The organism is Kineococcus endophyticus (genome assembly GCF_040796495.1).
Lineage (GTDB): Bacteria > Actinomycetota > Actinomycetes > Actinomycetales > Kineococcaceae > Kineococcus > Kineococcus endophyticus.
Window position 1 is genome coordinate 75,307 of record NZ_JBFNQN010000003.1, and the last position, 19,117, is coordinate 94,423.

Below are 19,117 nucleotides of genomic sequence, written 5' to 3' on the forward strand. Positions count from 1 at the left end.
GACGTCGTGACCGCAGCCGCCGCTCCCGACCACGACGTGCGGGCCCTGCTGCGCGACCACCCCGACTTCCGCCGCATGTGGCTCTCGCTCATGCTGTCCAGCTTCGGGGACTGGCTGGGCATGCTCGCCAAGCTCGGGACGGCCGCGGGGCTGACGGTCGGCGACGCCACCCAGACGTCCGTCGCGGTCTCGACGGTCTTCATCCTCCAGCTCGCCCCGGCCGCCCTCCTCGGGCCGCTCGCCGGGGCCCTGGCCGACCGGCTGGACCGCCGCCTGACGATGGTCGTGGGCGACCTGCTGCGGTTCGCCCTGTTCATCTCCATCCCCATCGCCGGCAGCCTCACCTGGCTGTTCGTGGCGACCCTGCTCATCGAGCTCGTCACGCTCTTCTGGGGACCGGCCAAGGACGCGACCGTCCCCAACCTCGTCCCGGCCCGCAAGCTCGAGGTCGCCAACCAGATCAGCCTCGTCGCGACGTACGGCTCGGCCCCCGTGGCCGGGCTCGCCTTCATCCTGCTGACGCTGCTCACCGGGGTGCTCGACAACCTCCTGCCGTTCCTGCGCGGCGGGCAGTCCGACCTCGCGATGTACGTCAACGCGGTGACGTTCCTCGTCGCCGCCGCCGTCATCTGGCGCCTGGACATCCCCCCGCGCGAGGTCCGCCCGCGCGAGGGTGGGCTCGCCCCGACGCTGGGCCGCGACATCGTCGAGGGCTGGCGCTTCGTCGGCGGCTCGCCGCTGCTGCGCGGGCTCGTCTTCGGCATGCTCGTCGCGTTCGCCGCGGGCGGGGTCGTCCTGGGCCTCGGCCGCGCGTTCGTGACGAGCCTGGGCGCGGGCGACCCGGGGTACGGCGTCGTCGTCATGGCCGTCTTCGCCGGGGTCGCGCTCGGGGTCTGGCAGGGCCCGCGCTGGCTGTCCGGGCTCAGCCGCCGCCGCACCTTCGGGCTGGCGCTGTCCCTGGCGGGGGTCTCCCTCGTCCTCGTCGCGGTCGTCGGGAACATCGTCGTCGCCAGCCTGTTCGTCGTGGCCCTGGGTCTGTGCACGGGTCTGGCCTACGTCTCGGCGTACACGCTGCTGGGCCTGGAGGTCGACGACGACGTCCGCGGCCGGACCTTCGCCTTCGTCGGCTCCAGCACCCGCGTCGTCATCATCGCCGTCATGCTCGTGGCGCCGTGGGTCGCCAACGCCCTGGGCGAGCGGACGATCGCCCCGAGCGAGCACTGGTCGGTGACGTACGCGGGGTCGGCGCTGGCCATGGTCGTGGCCGGGGTCATCACGGGGGTCGCCGGGGTCGTGTCCTTCCGGCAGATGGACGACCGGCGCGGCACGAGCCTGCGCTCCGACCTCGTCCGCGCCTTCACCCGCCGGGGGGAGGCGGCGGAGGACCCTGCTCCCGTGCGTCCTCCGGCCAGCGGCTTCTTCCTGGCCTTCGAGGGCGGCGACGGGTCCGGCAAGACGACCCAGGCGACGCTCCTGGCGGACTGGCTCACGCAGCGGGGCCACGAGGTCGTCGTCACCCGCGAACCCGGCGGGACGGCCACCGGACGGGAGCTGCGCGAGGTCCTGCTGTCCCACCGCGGGGACGCCTCGCCGCTGAGCCCGCGGGCCGAGGCGCTGCTGTTCGCCGCCGACCGCGCCCAGCACGTGGCTGAGGTCGTCCAGCCCGGCCTGCGCCGCGGCGCCGTCGTCCTCACCGACCGCTACGTCGACTCCTCCCTGGCCTACCAGGGCGCCGGCCGTGACCTGCCCGCGTCGGAGGTGGAGACGCTGTCGACGTGGGCGACGCAGGGGCTGCTGCCCGACCTCACCGTCGTCCTCGACGTCGACCCGGTGACGGCGGCGCAGCGCCGCGCCGGACGCGCGGCCGAGGACCGGATGGAGGCCGAGTCGCGCGCCTTCCACGCCCGCGTGCGCGAGCAGTTCCTCCTGCTCGCCGGGCGCGATCCGCGCCGCTACCTCGTCCTGGACGCCACGACGAGCCCGGAGACGGTGCACGCCAAGCTGCGCGAGCACCTCGAACCGCTGCTGCCCGCCGCCACCGGGGTGCCCGGGACGGCTCCCGAGCCCGTGACGGTCCCCGGCCCGGTCCGCTCGTGAGCGTCTGGGACGACGTCGTCGGCCAGGAACCGGCCGTGCGGGTGCTCACCCGTGCCGCGACGGCCGCCCGCCGCGGCACGACGGGCATGACCCACGCCTGGCTGCTCACCGGGCCGCCCGGGTCGGGCCGGTCCACGGCCGCGCGCGCCTTCGCCGCCGCCCTGGCCTGCGAGGACCCGACCGCGATCGGCTGCGGCCGCTGCAGCGGCTGCCGGACGGCGCTCGCCGGGTCGCACGCGGACGTCACGCTCTTCACGACCGAGCACACCTGGATCCGCCGGGTCGACGTCGAACCGCTCATCGCCACGGCCCAGCGCCGGCCCTCGGTCGGACGCTGGCGCGTCATCGTCGTCGAGGACGCCGACCGCCTCAACGAGACGTCCGGCAACGTGCTGCTGAAGACCATCGAGGAGCCGCCGCCGCAGACGGTGTGGCTGCTCTGCGCGCCCGCGGTCGACGACGTCCTGCCGACGATCCGCTCCCGCGCGCGGCACGTGCCGCTGCGCATCCCGCCCGCCGAGGCCGTCGCCGAGCTGCTCGTGCGGCGCGACGGCGTCGACCCCGTCATGGCGGCCTTCGCCGCGCGGGCCGCGCAGTCCCACGTCGGGCTGGCCCGCCGCCTCGCGCGCGACGAGGGCGCCCGCATCCGCCGTCGCGAGGTGCTGCGGCTGCCCCAGCGCGTGCGTGGGGTGGGCGATGCGGTCATCGCCGCGGGCGAGCTCGTCGACATCGCTGCCGAGGAGGCCGGGGCCTCGACGGTCGAGCGGGACGCCCGCGAGAAGGCCGAGCTGCTGCGGGCGCTCGGGGCCGACGGCTCGGCGACGGTCCCGCCGGCCGTGCGGGCGCAGGTGCGCCAGCTCGAGGAGGACCAGAAGCGCCGCGCCCGCCGCCACCAGACCGACGTCCTGGACCGCGCCCTCGTCGACCTGCTCGCGCTGCTGCGCGACGTCCTCGTCGTCCAGCTCGGCGCGCCCGTGGAGCTCGTGAACTCCGACATGACCACCGAGGTGCGCACGATGGCCGGGGCCGGCACGCCGGAGGAGACGCTGGCGCGTGCCGAGGCCGTCCAGCTGGCGCGGGAACGGCTGGCGCAGAACGTCGCGCCCCTGCTGGCCATCGAGGCGCTGGCCCTCAGCCTGCGGCCCGCGCGCCGGGACGACTGAGGACCGCGGCCCCGTCGTGACGTCCCGTAGCGTGGGGTGCACCATGCGCTCCCTCCGCCGACCCTCCCGTTCGCGTGCCGTGGTCGGCCTGGCCGCGGCTGCGCTCCTGCTCTCCGGCTGCTCGGCCTTCGGCGGGTCCAGCCCCGACCCCGAGCCGGTCGGGACGGCCCGCGCGGTGGCGAGCGAGAACGCGACGGACCCGGCGCTGGCGTCCTTCTACTCCCAGCGGCTGCAGTGGGCCGACTGCTCCGGCGGGTTCCAGTGCACGCGCCTGGAGGTCCCGGTCGACTACGCCGACCCCTCCGGTCCGGTCACCTCCCTGGCCGTCGTCCGGCTGCGCACGAGCGCCGCGGGGAAGGACCGGCTCGGGTCCCTCGTCCTCAACCCGGGCGGGCCCGGTGCCTCGGGCGTCGAGTACGCCCGGGCCGCGCAGAACGTCGTCTCCCAGGACGTCCGCGACCACTTCGACGTCGTCGGCTTCGACCCGCGCGGGGTGGGGGAGTCCGACCCGCTGCGCTGCCTCACCGACACCCAGGTCGACACCTTCCTCGCGACGGACCCGACCCCGGACGACGCCGCCGAGGTGCGGGCCCTGCAGCAGCAGACCGACGAACTGGGGAGGGGCTGCGCGGCGGCCGGTCCGCTCGCCGCCCACGTGGACACGCTGTCGGCCGCGAAGGACATGGACGTCCTGCGCGCCGCCCTCGGCGACGGCAAGCTCAGCTACCTGGGCAAGAGCTACGGCACCTACCTCGGCGCCTGGTACGCCGAGCAGTTCCCGCAGCGCGTGGGCCGCTTCGTGCTCGACGGCGCCATCGACCCGGCCCTGACGAGCGAGCAGGTCAACGCCGGGCAGGCCGCCGGGTTCGAGGTCGCGCTGCGGTCCTACGTCTCGGCGTGCCTGCAGGGAGACGACTGCCCGCTGACGGGCAGCGTCGACGACGGCGTCGCCCAGGTGCGCGCGCTGCTGGACCGCCTGGACGCGACCCCGTTGCCGACCGGCACCGACCGACCGCTCGTGCAGGGCCTGGCCTACCTCGGGGTCGCCTACCCGCTGTACTCGGCCTCGCTGTGGCCGGAGCTGTCCAAGGCGTTGACGGCGGCGCTGCGCGGGGACGGGGCGCCGCTGCTGACGCTCTCCGACGCCTACGCCCACCGCGGCGCGGACGGCAAGTACACCGACAACTCCAGCACCGTCATCTACGCCGTGAACTGCCTCGACCGCGACGACGCGCAGACCGAACCCGAGGTCGCCGACACCGTGCGGGAGTTCACCGCGCAGTCCCCGACGTTCGGGCCCTACCTGGCGTGGGGGGCCCTGGCGTGCACCGACTGGCCGATCGCCCCCGTCGGGCAGGCGCGCGCCGTCCACGCCGAGGGCGCCGGGCCGATCGTCGTCGTCGGCACCACGCGCGACCCCGCGACGCCCTACGCGTGGGCGAAGAGCCTGGCGGGGGAGCTGTCGTCCGGGCGCCTGCTGACCCACGACGGCGACGGGCACACCGCCTACGCCACCGGGTCCTCGTGCATCGACGACGCCGTCGACACCTACCTGCTGAGCGGGACCGAACCCGCCGAGGGGACCACCTGCCGCTGACCGGTGGGGGGACGCCCGAGGGCTCGTGATCACCGTACGGTGGGGCCCGTGCGCGAGGTGACGGTCCCGGACGGCCCGCTGGGACCCCGGGGCCGGCGCGCACTGCGGATCACCGGCGACGTCGCCCTGGTCCTGCTGTGCTGGACCGCCGGTCTCGTCGTCGTGGGCATCACGCTGGAGGAGACCCCCGGTCAGCGCTCGGACGTCGTGGTGTTCCTCGACGTCCTGCTCGGGGTGCTGCTCACCCCGCTGCTGTTCGCGCGCCGCCGGTGGCCCGTCGCGGTGGCGGCCGTGGTGACGGTGACCTCGACGGTCTCGACGGCGCTCGCGCTCGCCTCGCTCGTCACGTTGTTCACCGTCGCCGTGCGGCGGCGGTTCGGGGTGGCCGTCTGGGTGGGCGTGGCGTCCGTCGTCTCCGGTGTCGTGCAGGCGGTCGTGTGGCCCGAACCCGGGCTGCCGTGGTGGGCGGCGGGTCTCGTGTTCGTCGTCGTGGCCGTCGGGGTGCTGGCGTGGGGCATGTACGTGCGGGCCCGCCGGTTGCTGACGGCGTCGTGGCGGGAGGCGGCCGAACGCGCCCGCGCCGAGCAGGAACTGCGCGCCGAGCAGGCCCGGTCGGTCGAACGGGCCCGCATCGCGCGGGAGATGCACGACGTCCTGGCCCACCGGATCTCCCTCGTCAGCATGCACGCGGGGGCGCTGGAACTGCGGCTGGAGTCCTCCGCCGACGAGGAGGTCGTCCGGTCGGCCGAGACGATCCGACGCAGCGCGCACGCGGCGCTGGAGGACCTGCGCGACATCCTCGGCATCCTGCGCGAGCAGTCCACCGGCTCGTCCACGAGCCCGCAGCCCACGCTGGCCGACCTGCCCGTCCTCGTGGCCGAAGTCGTCGCGGCGGGAACCCCCGTCGAGCTCGACCTGTCGGTCACCGACCCCGAGACCGTGCCCGAAGCCCTGGGGCGCACGGCGTTCCGGGTCGTCCAGGAGGGTCTGACGAACGTCCGCAAGCACGCGCCCGGGCACTCGGCGCACGTGCTCGTCGACGGCCGGCGGGGCCGGTCGCTGCGGGTCGTCGTGCGCGATTCCCCCGACGGGTCGGTGCTGCGGGGGCGCGGGAGTGCCCCGGCCTCCGGTTTCGGGTTGGTGGGGTTGCGCGAACGGGTGGAACTCGTGGGCGGAACCGTGCGGGCGCACCGGGTGGGCGACGGTTTCGAGGTGTCGGCGAAGCTGCCCTGGCCACGCCGCTGACCCGGGCGTTGACGTCAGTCGTTCAGGTGCGCGCGTTCCCCGTCGCGGTCGAAGATGGACAGCACCTCCAGTTCCCCCGACCCGGGGGCTGCGCTGATCCGGTGCGGCACCATCGTCGAGAACTCCGCGGCCTGACCGGGACCCACCTCGACGACCCTCCCCCCGAGTTCCAGGCGGGCGCGGCCGGACAGGACGGTGAACCACTCCCTCCCGGGGTGCACGCCGAGGTCGTCCGACAGGGCTCCGGAGAACCGCATCTTCGCCACGGTCACGCCGGCCGCGGCCCGGTCGCGGGACAGCAGCCAGGACGTCACGCCGGGACGGTGCTGCGGTTCGGGGCGGATGAGGACGTCCTCCTCCTCGGCGGTGGCGACGAGGTCGTCAAGGGTGGTGTCCAGGGCCCGGGCGATGGGGACGAGCTGGTCGAGCGCGATGCGGCGGTGGCCGGTCTCGATCCGGCTGAGCGTGGAGGGGCTGAGGAAGCAGCGGGCCGCGAGGTTGTCCAGCGACCAGCCGCGGGCCAGGCGCAGCCCGCGGATGCGCTGGCGGATGACGGCGTCGAGGTCCACCTCGGGCGGTTCTTGCTGCATGCGCAAGAGGGTATGCCACCGGCGCACGACACGTCGTAGCGTGGACGTCATGAGCCGCGGCCACTCCCACGACCACTCCCACGACCACGAGGCCCAGCACGGCGACGTCGACGAGGGTGCCGCCCACCGCCGCACCCTGGACCTCGACGCCGAGGTCTTCGGCGCCCAGCTCGGTGCCGTCGTCGACCTGCTCCCGTCGACGGTCCCGCCGCGTCGGGTCGTCGACCTCGGCGCCGGCACCGGGACGGGCAGTCGGCTGCTGCGCGAGCGGTTCCCCGTCGCGACGGTCACGGCCGTCGACAGCGACCCGCGGATGCTGCACGTGCTGGCCGACCAGGGGTTCGCCGTCGTCGCGGCCGACCTCGACGAGGGTTTCCCGGCGCAGCTGCAGGGCGCCGACCTCGTGTGGGCCGCGTCCTCCCTGCACCACGTGGGCGACGTCCCGCAGCTGCTCGCCGACGTGCGGGCGGCCCTCGCGCCCGGCGGTGTCCTGGTCGTGGTAGAACTCGAGGACCTGCCCCGGTTCACCGCCGACCCCGTCGAGGACCGGGCGCGCGCCGCGGCCCGGGCCGCAGGGTGGAACCACCACCCCGACTGGACCCCGCACCTGCGCCAGGCGGGTTTCGCCGTCGAACGGCACGACCTCGTCCTCGACGTCCCGCCGTCCGCGGCCGCCGAGGAGTTCGCCCGCGCGTGGTTGCCGCGCTACCTCGCCGTGCCGGGGTTCGACGAGGCCCCGGCGCTGCAGGCCCTGCTCGACGGCGACCTGCGACTGGAACCCCGCGCGCAGCGCGCGGTGTGGGTGGCCCGGTGAACTCCGCGATCGACCCCTCGGCGACCGTGGACGTCGCCGTCGTCGGGGGCGGCGCGGGGGGCCCGGCGGCCGCGGTCGCGCTGAGCCGGTCCCTGCGCTCGGTCGTGGTCGTCGACGCGGGAGAACCCCGGAACGCCCCCGCGGCGCACGCGTTCGACGTGTTGGGGCGCGAGGGGATCGACCCGCTCGACCTGCTGGCCGCCGGCCGGGAGGAGGCCCGCGGGTACGGCGTGCGGTTCCTCGCCGACCGGGTCGTGACGGCCGACCGCGAGGGTCCCGGGTTCCGTCTGGGACTGCTCGGTGGGTCGGCGGTGCGGTCGCGCCGGCTGCTGCTGGCGACCGGTCTCGTCGACGAACTGCCCGACGTCCCGGGGCTGCGGCGGTGGTGGGGGGCCGGCATCCTGCACTGCGCGTTCTGCCACGGGTACGAGGTGCGCGGGCAGCACGTGGGGGTTCTGGGGTCGCGCCCGAGTTCGCTGCACCAGGTCCTGCTGTTCCGTGCGCTCACCGACCGGGTGACGTTCTTCCGGCAGGACCTCGACGTGCCCGCCGAGAGCGCTGCGCAGTTCCGGGCACTCGGGGTCGAGGTCGTCGAGGGCGCCGCCCGCGGGGTGAGCGGGGAACCCGGCGCGCTCCGGGTCGACGTCGGGAGTCGGCCCGTCGAGGTGGAGGCCCTCGTCGTCGCCCCGTGGTTCCGCGCACGCGGCGAGGTGTTCGCCCAGCTCGGCGGCGAGCTCGCCACGAACGCGGTGGGGCAGTTCGTGCCCGTCCAGCCCGGTGGCGCGACCAGCCTCCCCGGGGTGTGGGCCGCCGGGAACGTCACCGACCCCGGGGCGGTGGTTGCCGCCGCGACCGGCGCGGGGGTGCTGGCCGGGGTGGCCGTGCACGGCGACCTCGTCCAGGAGGACGTCCGGGCGCTCGTCGCGTGATCCGGTGCGAGGGGCGGGCGCCCCCGCCAGGATGGGCCGGTGCCCACCGGTCTCCCCCTCGCCGTCGACCACCGCCCCGGACCCGGCCCGCTCGTCGTCGCCCTGCACGCCGGCGTCGCCGACCGCCGCTGCTGGACGGACGCCTTGCCGTCCGGTGCGGCGACCCTGACGTACGACCGGCGCGGGTTCGGGGCCTCGCCGCCCTCGCCCGACGGAGAGTTCACCCACCTCGCCGACCTCCTCGCGCTGCTGGCCGACCTCGCCACCGGGCCTGCCTGGCTCGTCGGGAACTCGATGGGCGGCGGGCTGGCCCTCGACGCGGCCGTCACCGCCCCCGACCTCGTCGCGGGCCTCGTCCTCCTCGCCCCCGCCGTGAGTGGCGCACCCGACCCCGTCGAGGACGACCCCCGGACCCTCGACCTCGACGCGCGGGCCGACGCGGCCGCCGAGGCCGGTGACCTCGAGACCGCCGTCGAGCTCGACGCCCAGCTGTGGCTCGACGGGCCGACGTCGCCGGCCGGGCGCGTCGGCGGGGCGGCCCGCGAGCTGTTCCGCGCCATGGACGCCACGGTCCACCGCAACCGCGCCTTCGCCGCCGGGAACGGGGACGGCGACGCCTGGTCTCGGCTGGGGGACCTGGACCTGCCCGTCGTGCTCGCGACCGGCGACCTGGACTGCGGCTACCTCCAGCACCGCACCGAGGAGCTGCTCGCCCGGATCCCCGGCGCCCGCCGCGCCGACCTGCCCGGCGTCGCGCACCTGCCGTCCCTCGAGCGGCCCGACCTCGTGCGGGCGGTCGTCGAGGACGCGGTGCGGACCGCCTGAGCCGTGGTGGGAGCAGGGGCCGACGTCCTGTAAGCTCACTGTCCGTGCCCGAGAGGGCGCTGGTACTGCCGCCTTAGCTCAGTCGGCCAGAGCGACGCACTCGTAATGCGTAGGTCCGGGGTTCGATTCCCCGAGGCGGCTCCACCGCGAAGGGCCCGTCCGATCCGGACGGGCCCTTCGGCGTTCCGGCTGACCCGGACGGCGGCGCCCGGCCAAGGCGCGCCGGTTGGAGGCGGGGTCGTGGTGGGACCGGCCGTGGGAACGGGCCCCCAGTCGTGGGGACGACGTCCGCGTCGGTCCCACCCCCGGTCCGACGTGGGACCGGGCATGGGACCACCCGTGGGTGTCCGCCGGACGTCGTCGGGGCGACCGGACCGGGACACCCACGCCTCACTCCACGTGGTGACACCGATGGGTGTCCCGACGGGTGCCGGTCCGCGCGGTGGGGCGCCCGCCGCGCGGCTGCCATCCTGGTCCGACCGTGCTCACCACCGCCCTCACCACCTCCTTCAGCGGGTCGCCCACCGGGTCGCTCAGCGGCCTCCTCGACCCCACGTCCCACGCCGACAACTGGCTGTGGGCGCTCGTCGTCCTGCTCGCGGCCGTCGTGACGGGAGCGCTGCTGCCCGTCCTGCCCACGGGGGCCGTCGTCTCGGCGATGGCGGCGCTGGGGCACCACCGCTCGTGGCTCTCGTTCGGGGAGGTCGTCGTCGTGGGCGCCGCGGCGGCGTACGCGGCCGACCTCGTCCTCTACACGCTGCTGCTGCGCGGCGCGCACACGCGGGCCGGGCGACGGCTGCAGCGGCAGGCCGAGGCGCACGGGCACCTCGACGAGCTGGGGGAGCGGCTGGCCCGCCACGACGTCGGGACGCTCGTGACGTCCCGCCTGCTGCCCGGCGCCCGCATCCCGGTGATGGCCGCGGCGGCGGCGACGTCCTACCCGGTGGTGCGCTTCGCGGTCGCCAACGTCGTCCCGGCGGTGTGCTGGGCGCTGGCCTACGGGGCGCTCGGGCTGGCCGGCCGCGGGGTGAGCGACTCCCCGTGGATCTCGGTCGTCGTGGCCGTCGGGTTCGGCGTCCTGGCCTCCGGCGCGGTCAGCCTCGTCCGGCGGTGGCGAGCGCTCTGAGCTCCACCGCCGACCGGGGCCTGCCCAGCAGGTAGCCCTGCGCGGCGTCGCAGTGGGCGTCGCGCAGCGCGAGGAGCTGGTCGTCCTCCTCCACCCCCTCGGCGACGACACCGAGCGAGAAGCTGTGCGCCGCGCCGATGACGAGGCGGACGAGGTCGGCGTGGGCCTGGTCGCGGGAGGCGACGAAGCTGCGGTCGATCTTCAGGGTGTCCACGGGAAGGCGGGACAGCTGCCCGATCGAGGTGTAGCCCGTGCCGAAGTCGTCGAGCGCCACCCGGACGCCGAGGGCCCGCAGCGCCCGCAGGTGCTCGCGCGCGGTCGGCTCGTCGACGAGGACGGTCTCGGTGATCTCGATGGTGAGGCGGTCGGGGGCGATCCCCGCCCCGGCGCACGCCACGGCGACGTCGCCGAGCAGCCGCGGCTGGGCGAGGTGGCGGCCGGAGACGTTGACGGCCGCGGTGATCCCGGCGAGGTCGCCGCCCTCGGCGTCCCACGCGGCGAGCTGCGCGGCCGCCGTCATCAGGGCCCAGCGCCCCAGGTCGCAGACGAGGTCGGAGGCCTCGGCGACGGGGATGAACGCGTCCGGCCCGAGCAGCCCGGCACCGGGGCGGTCCCAGCGCACGAGGGCCTCGACGCTGCGCACGGAGTCCGTCCGCAGGTCCAGGACCGGCTGGTAGTGCAGGACGAGCTCGCCGTCCTCGAGCCCGGCGCGCAGGGCGTGCTCGAGGTCGGTGCGGTGGGCGATGTCGCGGCGCAGGGCGTCGTCGAAGACCTCGACCGTCCCGCGGCCGGCGGCCTTGGCCCGGTAGGCGGCGGCGTCGGCCTCCCGCAGCAGGCGCTCGGCCGAGCAGCCGCCGACGGGGCTGATCGCGACCCCGACGCTCGCGCCGACGCGCACCCGGACACCGGTGTGCCGGCCGGACAGCTCGACGGGCGTGCAGACCGCGTCGATGAGCCGGGTCCCGAGGTCGACGAGCCCGCCCTCGTCCTCGACCTGCTCGACCACGACGACGAACTCGTCGCCGCCGAGCCGGGCGACGACGTCCCCGCCGCGCAGGCAGCCGGCCATCCGGGCGCTGACGACGCGCAGCAGCTCGTCGCCGGCGGCGTGCCCGTGGGTGTCGTTGACGGCCTTGAAGTGGTCGAGGTCGACGAACAGCAGCCCGACCCGGCCGTCGTGCCGGGCCATCCGGTGCAGGGAGGCGTCGATGAGCTCGGAGGCCTGCGCGCGGTTGGGCAGCTCGGTGAGGGCGTCGTGGGAGGCCTGGTGGGCCAGGACGGCCTGCAGCCGTTCGCGTTCCTGCAGCGCGACGACCATCTGCCGGACCGAGGCGTGGACGACCTCGCCCAGCGGACCGTGGACGGGGCGGGTGACGACGTCGGCGTCGAGCGCCCCGTCGGCCACGGCCTGCGCCTGGTCCCGGACGCGGCGCAGGTTCGCGACCGCCACGGCGAGCCCGCGGGCGACCGTCCTGACCTCGACCGGGCCGCCCTCCTCGACGTCGACGAGCTCGCCGTCGCTGACCGCGCGCGCCTGCTCGGCCAGCCGGCTCAACGGCAGGGCGATCCAACGGCGCAGCAGCAGGGCCGCCGCGAGCGTGCCGAGGACGATGACCGAGCAGGCCCCGACGAGCAGCCGCAATGTCGCCTGCGCCCGGTCCACGGGGCCGACGGCGAGCTCCCGGGCGGTCTCCCCCGTCTCCTCGACGACGGCGCGGACCGCGGTGTCGCGGGCCGTGTTCGCGGCGGCGAGCCCGACGAAGCTCTCCAGGGACGCGTCGGTGACCTGGCGGGCCCCCTCGTCGAGGGGGTCGTCGACGGCCCGGGCCGCGGCGCCGGTCGTGGCCGCGCGCCACGCGGCGGCCAGGCCCGGGGACCCCTGGGACAGCACGTCGGCCGACGCCGCCCGGTAGCCGCCCCAGGCCTGCAGGAAGGCCTCGCGGTTGGCGGTCCGTTCGGCTCCGTCGCCCGCGGTGGCCGCGAAGTACAGCGGGACCTCGACGCCGGCCAGCGCCGAGGCGCGGGAGACGAGCTGCAGGTCGGCGAGCGCCCGGGTGCCCTCCTCGTCCAGGCCCTGGGCGCGGGCGGACTGCAGCAGGGTGCTCACGCGGGTGGCGAGCTCGTCGGTGACGCGCTGGTAGCCGGCGAAGACGGCGTCGAGGTCCCCACCCCGGGCGCCGGTCCGCAGCTGGGCCACGGTCGCCGCCGTGCTCTCGGCGAGGGCCCGGGAGCCCTCGTTCCGACGAGCCTCGTCCAGGGCGCCGTCGGTGTCGCGGCTGACGGTGAGGGCCTGACCGGCGAGCGTGGGGCGGGCGAGGGAGGACAGGGAGGTCACGGCGTCCTGGTCGACGCCGACGGAGGCCGCCGTGCGGGGGTCGTCGAGCACGGCCTGGCCGAGCACGGGCACGACCTCGCGGGCGACGGCCGCGCGCACGGCGTCCAGCGCGACGGCCGCGGCGACGTCGTCGGCGGCGGTCTCCGCCGTCTGCGCGCGGCGGGCCTGCTCGTCGACGGCGTAGGCCATCAGGCCGACGAGCCCCAGGACGGGGACGAGGACGAGCGCGATGAGGCTGCGCCGCAACGTGCCTGCTCGTCCCCGCAGCAGCGCTGCGACCCTGCGTGACGGCCGGCGCGTGCGGGCGCTGGGCAGCGTCACGAGGGCTCCTCGAAGGCGGGGGGTCACCTGTTGGTCACAGGGGGTCACCCAGAGGGTGTCACGTCCGGGGCTCGGTGACGAGGACGGGCGTCGCCGGCAGCTCCGCGGCCGGGAGCTCGGACGGGGGCACCGGACGGGCGAAGAGGTAGCCCTGCGCCGCGTCGCAGGAGGCCGCCAGCAGGGCGGACAGCTGCCCGTCCTCCTCCACGCCCTCGGCGACGACGCCGAGCGAGAAGCTGTGCGCCGCACTGATGAGCAGCCGCACGAGGTCGGCGTTGCCCGCCTCGGGGGAGGAGACGAAGCTGCGGTCGATCTTCAGCACGTCCACGGGCAGCCGGGACAGCTGCCCGATCGAGGTGTAGCCCGTCCCGAAGTCGTCGATGGCGACCCGCACGCCGAGCTCGCGCAGCGACCGCAGGTGCTCCAGCGCGAGGGGCTCGTCGACGAGGACGGTCTCGGTGATCTCGACCGTCAGCCGGTTCGGGTGGATCCCGCTGGCCGTCAGGGCGTCGGTGACGGCGTCGAGCAGGTGCGCCTGGGCCAGGTGCCGACCGGAGATGTTGACGGCGACGTCGAGCCCGCCGCGGTGACCGCCCTCGGCGTCCCAGCGCACGAGCTGCGCCGTCGCCTCCGCCAGGGCCCAGCGGCCGAGGTCGCACACGAGCGAGGACGCCTCGGCGACGGGGATGAAGGCGTCCGGCGGGACGAGCCCGTGCCCGGGGCGGATCCAGCGGACGAGGGCCTCCACGCTCTTGGTCCGGCCGGTCTCGAGGTCGAGGACCGGCTGGTAGTAGAGGACGAGCTCGCCGCTGTCCAGGCCGCTGCGCAGCGCCGTCTCGAGCTCGGTGCGGGCGCTGAGCTCGGCGCGCAGCTCGTCGTCGAAGACCTCCACGACACCGCGACCGGCGCCCTTGGCGCGGTAGGCGGCCGCGTCGGCGTCCCGGACGAGGCGTTCGGCGTCCAACGTGCCGGGCACGCTCACCGCGACGCCGACGCTCGCCCCGACCCGCACGTGCTGGGCCTGCGGCAGCCCCGCGAGGGCGACGGGGGCGCTGAGCGCGGTGATGAGGCGCTCGCCGAGGTCGACGAGGCCCTTCTCGTCCTCCACGCCCTCGACCAGGACGACGAACTCGTCGCCCCCCAGTCGGCAGACGACGTCGCCCCCGCGCACGGTGGCGTGCATCCGGGCCGCGGCCGTCCGCAGCAGCTCGTCGCCGGCGGCGTGCCCGAAGCTGTCGTTGACGGCCTTGAAGTGGTCGAGGTCGAGGAACAGCAGGCCGACGCGGCTGCCCTGGCGGGCGGCGCGGTGCAGGGCGCGTTCGGTGAGCACGAGGGTCTGCGCGCGGTTGGGCAGCTCGGTCAGGGCGTCGTGCGCGGCCTGGTGGGCGAGGTCGGCCTGCAGCTGCTCGCGCTCGTGGAAGGCGGCGAGGACCTGCGTCACCGAGGCGTGGACGATCTGGCCCAGCGGACCGGGCACGGGCGTGCGGACGACCTCGCAGTCGAGCTCGCCGGCGGCGATCGCCTCGGCCTGGACCTGCACGCGGCGCAGGGTGTCGACAGCCGCCGCGAGGCCCTGGGCGACGACGCGGACCTCCGTCGGCCCCTGCTCCTGGACGTCGACGAGCTCGCCGGCGGCGACCGAGCGGGACTGCTCGGCGAGGCGGCCCAGCGGCCCGGCGATCACCCGCCGGACGACGAGGGTCCCGACGAGGGTCGCGGCGACGACCAGCCCGCACAGGACGAGCAGCTGCTGCAGCTCGCGGCGGGCCACGTCGGCCTGCGCCTGGGCCTCGTCGACGACGACGGCGGCCGCCCGGGCGAGCACCGCGCGCAGGGCCGCGTCGCGGTCGGCCGAGCCCATGCCGACGACGGTCAGCCCGGCGAGGGTGGTCGTGGCGTCGCGGTCGGTGGTCGCCGCGAGCACCTCGTCGAGCCGCTGCGAGCTCACGGACTCCTCCGCCGCGGACCAGTCGGCGGCGATGGCGGGGTCGGTCAGCGCGACGACGTCGGCCGAGGCCTGCTGGTAGGCGCCCCAGACCCGCAGGAAGTCCCGCCGGTGGACGGTCTGGGCGTCCGCGACCGTGCCCAGGTAGGCGGTGATCTCGTGGCTGGCCAGGGCCGAGGCGCGCGACACGCGCTGGAGGTCGGCCAGGGCCGAGGCGAGGTCGCCCTCGAGGCCGAGGCTGCGGGCCTCCTTGAGGTGCGCGTTGACCTGCGTGGTGAGGTCGGACAGGAGATGGTCGTAGAGCGCCAGCCCCGTGTCGACGTCACCGGCCGTCATGGTCCGGGCCTGCAGGAGCCGCTCCGGCAGCGCGGCGACGACGGCGGCCCGGGCCGCGTCCCCCGTCCGGGCGGCCGCGACGGCGGCGTCGGTGGCGGCCGTGCTGCCGGCCGAGCCGGAGGTCGTCCGCTCGCTGAGGATGCGCTCCGCGGCCTCGGGGGTCAGCCCGAAGGCGGCCAGGACGCGCGGCTGCCGCAGCGCGGCCGCCCCCAGGACCGGGACGACCTCCTGGCCGACGGCGCTGCGGACGTCGTCGAGGGCCACGGCGGTGCGGACCTCGTGCAGCGCCGTCTCGGCGTCCCGGGCGTGGCCCAGCCGGTCGTCGACCCCGACGACCGCGACCGCGCTCAGCCCGACGACCGGCACGAGGACCAGGGCGAGCAGGGTGCTCTGCAGGGGTCGGCTGCGGCGCGGTCGGCGGGGGAGGCGGGTGCGCGCAGGGGTCACGAGGGGCGTCTCGTCCCGCGCGGGAACGGACCTGAGCCGTTCCGCGCGCAACCACCCGTCTGCCGCGGAACCCCTGGAAGACAAGGGGTTCCGCTTCTAGAAGGTCAGGGCTTGAGGAGGACCTTCAGCGCCCCGCGGCGGGCGGCGAGCTCGTCGAGGGCGTCCTTCGCCTCGGCCAGGTCGAACTCGTGGGTGATGAGCGGCGTCGGGTCCAGGATCCCCGCGGAGAACGCCCGGACGGCGTAGGCCCAGGCCCGCGTCGGCGCGCCGAAGACGGTCAGGACGTGGACGTTGCGCGAGACCAGCTCGAGGGAGGACAGGTCGTCGGCGTCCTGGGCCGGGATGCCCGTCAGGACGACGCGGCCCCCGCGGCGGGCCAGGCGGACGGACGTGCGGGCGATGCCCGGGACGCCCGCGGCCTCGATGACGGCGTCGAACGTCGCGCCCAGCGTCGAGGCGTCGCCGGTGTAGTGCGCGGCGCCGCAGCGCTCGGCGAGCTCGCGGCGCTCGTCGTTGTGGTGGACGACCGTGACCTCGCAGCCGGCGCCCTCGAGCAGCTGCACGCACAGCAGCCCCAGCGTCCCGGCGCCGACGACCGCGACCTTCGAGCCCGCGGTGACGTCGGCCAGCAGGACGGCCTCGGCGACGCACGCGGCGGGTTCGATGCCGGCCGCCGCGCGCAGGTCGGCGCCCTCGGGCAGCAGGTGCAGGTACCGCGCCGGCAGCGTCAGCCACGTCGACCAGCCGCCGGGGAGGGTGAACCCCGTCTCCTCGTAGTCCTGCGGCCAGCCCTCGGTGTCGCCCTCGACCGAGGCCGGGGTGCCCTCGGCGGTGCGGATCCCCTGGCCGACGACGCCGCGGCCGACGAGCTGCTCGGGGACGCCCGCGCCCACCGCGCGGACCGTGCCGGACCACTCGTGGCCCGGGACGACGGGGTAGCGGACGAACTCCGCCGGGCGGGTGCCCGCGAAGACCTCGCGGTCGGAGCCGCAGATGCCGCAGTACGCGACCTCGACGAGCGCCTCGCCCGGGCCGGGTTCGGCGTGGGTGGTGTCGACGAGTTCGAGGGAGCCGGGTTCGGTGATCCGGACGGCGCGGCCGGTGCGCTGGGTCATGGGCGCAACGTATCCGGTCCTCGGGGTCGGTCCCGTCCGCCGGGTGTCGGGGCGTTCTCGCGGCTGGGTTGGTGCTCGTTGGCCCCACGAGGCCGATGACCGTCACCGTTGGGCCAACGAGCCCCAACCCGCGGCGCGGGGTGCGGCGTCAGGCGCTCTGGCCCTCGGCGCGCTCGATGACCTCGGTGAGGGCGGCGACGAGGCGCTGGGCCTCGGGCAGCGACAGCTGCGCGATGTCGCCGATGAAGACGCGCGGGCCGAAGCGGCGCAGAACGGTCTGGCCGTTCTCGGCGTAGGCGAGGTCGGTGGACTCCAGGCGCACGGGGCAGGGACGCTCGGCGCCCTCGTCGCCTTCGAGCGGGACGACGCGGGCCTCGTAGCTGTGCAGCCACCCGCCCTCGACCTCCAGGCCCCGGGAGGCCCACTTGGGCGCGTCCCAGCGGATCACCTGGACCGAGTCGTCCGCGACCTGCGAGGGGCTGGCCGCGGGGGTGCGCTGGTCGTCCATCGAGGCTCCACAACTGAGAAGTAGGCGTCAAGAAGTACTGCTGAACGTGAAGGAGGCGTCGCACAGAGTTGCTGGGCCAGCCTGCCAGACGTTCGGCGGTTTCGCGGAGTGTTCGCTAGAACACTCTCCGTTGATCTTGAGCACACATCCGGCGTCCCGCAGGTTGCCGGGGGGTCACCCCCACCGGCACCATCGGAGCGTGCTCCCGCCGCTGGTCGTGCTCGACCCGTTCTGGCCGAGCCGGCGCGCGTACCTCTTCGACGGGCTGTGTCGGCGCTCCTGACGCGCCCCGACCCCACCCCGCCCAGCCGAAGGACGAACCGTGAGCACCGAGAACACCCCTGCCGTCGACCCCGCGACCTGGAGCTTCGAGACCCTCCAGGTCCACGCCGGGCAGACCCCCGACCCCACGACGGGCGCCCGCGCGCTGCCGATCTACCAGACGACGAGCTACGCCTTCCGCGACACCGAGCACGCGGCGGCCCTCTTCGGCCTGACCGAGATGGGCAACATCTACACGCGGATCATGAACCCGACGCAGGACGTCGTCGAGCAGCGCATCGCCGCGCTCGAGGGCGGCGTCGGCGCCCTGCTCGTCGCCTCCGGCCAGGCCGCCGAGACGCTGGCGATCCTCAACATCGCCTCCGCCGGCGACCACGTCGTCTCCAGCCCGCGGCTGTACGGCGGCACGTACAACCTCTTCCACCACACGCTGCCCAAGATGGGCATCACCGTGAGCTTCGTGCAGGACCCGGACGACCCGGCGTCGTGGGCCGCGGCCGTCCGCCCCGAGACCAAGCTGTTCTACGGCGAGACGATCTCCAACCCCGCCGGTGACGTCCTCGACATCGAGGTCGTCGCGGGGGTCGCGCACGAGCACGGCGTCCCGCTCGTCGTCGACAACACCATCGCGACGCCGTACCTCGTCCGCCCGCTCGAGCACGGCGCCGACATCGTCGTGCACTCCGCGACGAAGTACCTCGGCGGCCACGGCACGACCATCGCCGGGGCGATCGTGGACTCCGGCCGCTTCGACTGGGCCGCCTCGGGCCGCTTCCCGGGCCTGACGACGGCCGACCCGAGCTACCACGGCGTCGTCTTCACCGACGCGGTCGGTCCGCTGGCCTACCTCATCAAGCTGCGCGTGCAGCTGCTGCGCGACCTCGGTCCCGCCGTCGCGCCGTTCAACGCGTTCCTCATCGCTCAGGGCCTGGAGACGCTGTCGCTGCGCATGGAGCGGCACGTCGAGAACGCCGGGAAGGTCGCCACCTTCCTCGCCGAGCGCGACGACGTCCTGTCGGTGAACTGGGCCTCGCTGCCGAGCTCGCCGTGGCACGCGCAGGCGCGCAAGTACGCACCCAAGGGGTCCGGCGCCGTCCTGGCTTTCGAGATCGCCGGCGGCCTCGCCGCGGGCCGGGCCTTCGTCGACGCGCTCGTCCTGCACAGCCACGTCGCCAACATCGGCGACGTCCGCTCGCTCGTCGTGCACCCGGCGTCCACGACGCACAGCCAGCTGACGGAGGAGCAGCAGCGCTCCTCCGGCGTCACCCCGGGCCTGGTCCGCCTCGCCGTCGGGGTCGAGAACATCGACGACGTCCTGGCCGACCTGCGGGTCGGGTTCGCGGCGGCGCAGGCCGCCCGGGGCGCCGCGGTGTCCGCCTGACCCTCCGGGGTCGGGGACACTGGGGACGTCGAGGGGGTGCGAACGCGCGTGGTCGTCGCTG

At 75.5% G+C, this 19,117-nt stretch carries 14 protein-coding genes and 1 tRNA gene; 10 read left to right on the forward strand and 5 right to left on the reverse strand.

The window, feature by feature from the left end; genetic code table 11:
- The first annotated feature begins 6 nt into the window (after positions 1-6).
- From tmk to AB1207_RS04555, 4 genes are read left to right on the forward strand one after another with little or no spacing between them, the layout of a single operon-like run.
- Positions 7-2,097, forward strand: coding sequence for a dTMP kinase (tmk, locus tag AB1207_RS04540; RefSeq protein WP_367636606.1), 2,091 nt, complete (start codon positions 7-9; stop codon positions 2,095-2,097).
- Entirely contained in the window at positions 2,094-3,260 is a 1,167-nt protein-coding gene (locus AB1207_RS04545) for a DNA polymerase III subunit delta' (protein WP_367636607.1), read from the forward strand. Before tmk ends, AB1207_RS04545 begins: the two co-directional genes overlap by 4 nt.
- A 43-nt stretch (positions 3,261-3,303) precedes the next feature.
- Positions 3,304-4,857 carry an alpha/beta hydrolase gene (locus tag AB1207_RS04550; RefSeq protein ID WP_367636608.1) on the forward strand — a complete coding sequence of 518 codons (1,554 nt, stop codon included), beginning with the start codon at positions 3,304-3,306 and terminating at the stop codon, positions 4,855-4,857.
- A gap of 48 nt (positions 4,858-4,905) precedes the next feature.
- A complete protein-coding gene (locus AB1207_RS04555; RefSeq protein WP_367636609.1) occupies positions 4,906-6,102 on the forward strand; it encodes a sensor histidine kinase in 1,197 nt (398 codons plus the stop codon).
- Between the two features lie 14 nt (positions 6,103-6,116).
- Here AB1207_RS04555 and AB1207_RS04560 read toward each other — a convergent pair whose 3' ends face one another.
- A complete protein-coding gene (locus AB1207_RS04560) occupies positions 6,117-6,692 on the reverse strand; it encodes a cupin domain-containing protein (RefSeq protein WP_367636610.1) in 576 nt (191 codons plus the stop codon).
- Positions 6,693-6,741: 49 nt separating this feature from the next.
- Here AB1207_RS04560 and AB1207_RS04565 point away from each other — a divergent pair, with 49 nt between their 5' ends.
- The 5 genes from AB1207_RS04565 to AB1207_RS04585 all read left to right on the forward strand — a co-directional run bounded on the left by AB1207_RS04565 (position 6,742) and on the right by AB1207_RS04585 (position 10,386).
- Positions 6,742-7,506 carry a class I SAM-dependent methyltransferase gene (locus AB1207_RS04565; protein ID WP_367636611.1) on the forward strand — a complete coding sequence of 255 codons (765 nt, stop codon included), beginning with the start codon at positions 6,742-6,744 and terminating at the stop codon, positions 7,504-7,506.
- A complete protein-coding gene (locus AB1207_RS04570) occupies positions 7,503-8,435 on the forward strand; it encodes an NAD(P)/FAD-dependent oxidoreductase (protein ID WP_367636612.1) in 933 nt (310 codons plus the stop codon). Before AB1207_RS04565 ends, AB1207_RS04570 begins: the two co-directional genes overlap by 4 nt.
- A 39-nt stretch (positions 8,436-8,474) precedes the next feature.
- Positions 8,475-9,260, forward strand: a complete 786-nt coding sequence (locus AB1207_RS04575) for an alpha/beta fold hydrolase (protein WP_367636613.1) — start codon at positions 8,475-8,477, stop codon at positions 9,258-9,260.
- A 67-nt stretch (positions 9,261-9,327) separates the two neighbouring features.
- Positions 9,328-9,404: transfer RNA gene (locus AB1207_RS04580), tRNA-Thr, on the forward strand.
- Between the two features lie 337 nt (positions 9,405-9,741).
- Positions 9,742-10,386, forward strand: coding sequence for a DedA family protein (locus AB1207_RS04585; protein ID WP_367636614.1), 645 nt, complete (start codon positions 9,742-9,744; stop codon positions 10,384-10,386).
- On the opposite strand, the gene AB1207_RS04590 is transcribed toward AB1207_RS04585, so the two are convergent.
- The 4 genes from AB1207_RS04590 to AB1207_RS04605 form a co-directional block, all read right to left on the reverse strand.
- On the reverse strand, positions 10,355-13,042 hold the full coding sequence (locus tag AB1207_RS04590) for a putative bifunctional diguanylate cyclase/phosphodiesterase (protein ID WP_367636615.1): 2,688 nt from the start codon (positions 13,040-13,042) through the stop codon (positions 10,355-10,357). The two genes, AB1207_RS04585 and AB1207_RS04590, sit on opposite strands and share 32 nt — an antisense overlap.
- A gap of 58 nt (positions 13,043-13,100) precedes the next feature.
- Positions 13,101-15,770 carry a putative bifunctional diguanylate cyclase/phosphodiesterase gene (locus AB1207_RS04595; RefSeq protein WP_367636616.1) on the reverse strand — a complete coding sequence of 890 codons (2,670 nt, stop codon included), beginning with the start codon at positions 15,768-15,770 and terminating at the stop codon, positions 13,101-13,103.
- A 104-nt stretch (positions 15,771-15,874) separates the two neighbouring features.
- Entirely contained in the window at positions 15,875-16,885 is a 1,011-nt protein-coding gene (locus AB1207_RS04600) for a zinc-dependent alcohol dehydrogenase (RefSeq protein WP_367636617.1), read from the reverse strand.
- A gap of 148 nt (positions 16,886-17,033) precedes the next feature.
- The gene (locus AB1207_RS04605) at positions 17,034-17,393 is read right to left on the reverse strand and encodes a hypothetical protein (RefSeq protein WP_367636618.1); all 360 of its coding nucleotides are present in this window, start codon (positions 17,391-17,393) and stop codon (positions 17,034-17,036) included.
- 322 nt (positions 17,394-17,715) lie between these two features.
- On the opposite strand from AB1207_RS04605, the gene AB1207_RS04610 reads away from it, so the two are divergent.
- A complete protein-coding gene (locus AB1207_RS04610) occupies positions 17,716-19,056 on the forward strand; it encodes a bifunctional o-acetylhomoserine/o-acetylserine sulfhydrylase (protein WP_367636619.1) in 1,341 nt (446 codons plus the stop codon).
- Positions 19,057-19,117: the final 61 nt, after the last annotated feature.

What these genes read in the sequence shown, in the direction of transcription:
- AB1207_RS04565 (WP_367636611.1), top strand. Translation starts at nt 6,742, where the DNA reads ATGAGCCGCGGCCACTCCCACGACCACTCCCACGACCACGAGGCCCAG.
- AB1207_RS04605 (WP_367636618.1), bottom strand. Translation starts at nt 17,393, where the DNA reads ATGGACGACCAGCGCACCCCCGCGGCCAGCCCCTCGCAGGTCGCGGAC.
- AB1207_RS04550 (WP_367636608.1), top strand. Translation starts at nt 3,304, where the DNA reads ATGCGCTCCCTCCGCCGACCCTCCCGTTCGCGTGCCGTGGTCGGCCTG.
- AB1207_RS04560 (WP_367636610.1), bottom strand. Translation starts at nt 6,692, where the DNA reads ATGCAGCAAGAACCGCCCGAGGTGGACCTCGACGCCGTCATCCGCCAG.
- AB1207_RS04600 (WP_367636617.1), bottom strand. Translation starts at nt 16,885, where the DNA reads ATGACCCAGCGCACCGGCCGCGCCGTCCGGATCACCGAACCCGGCTCC.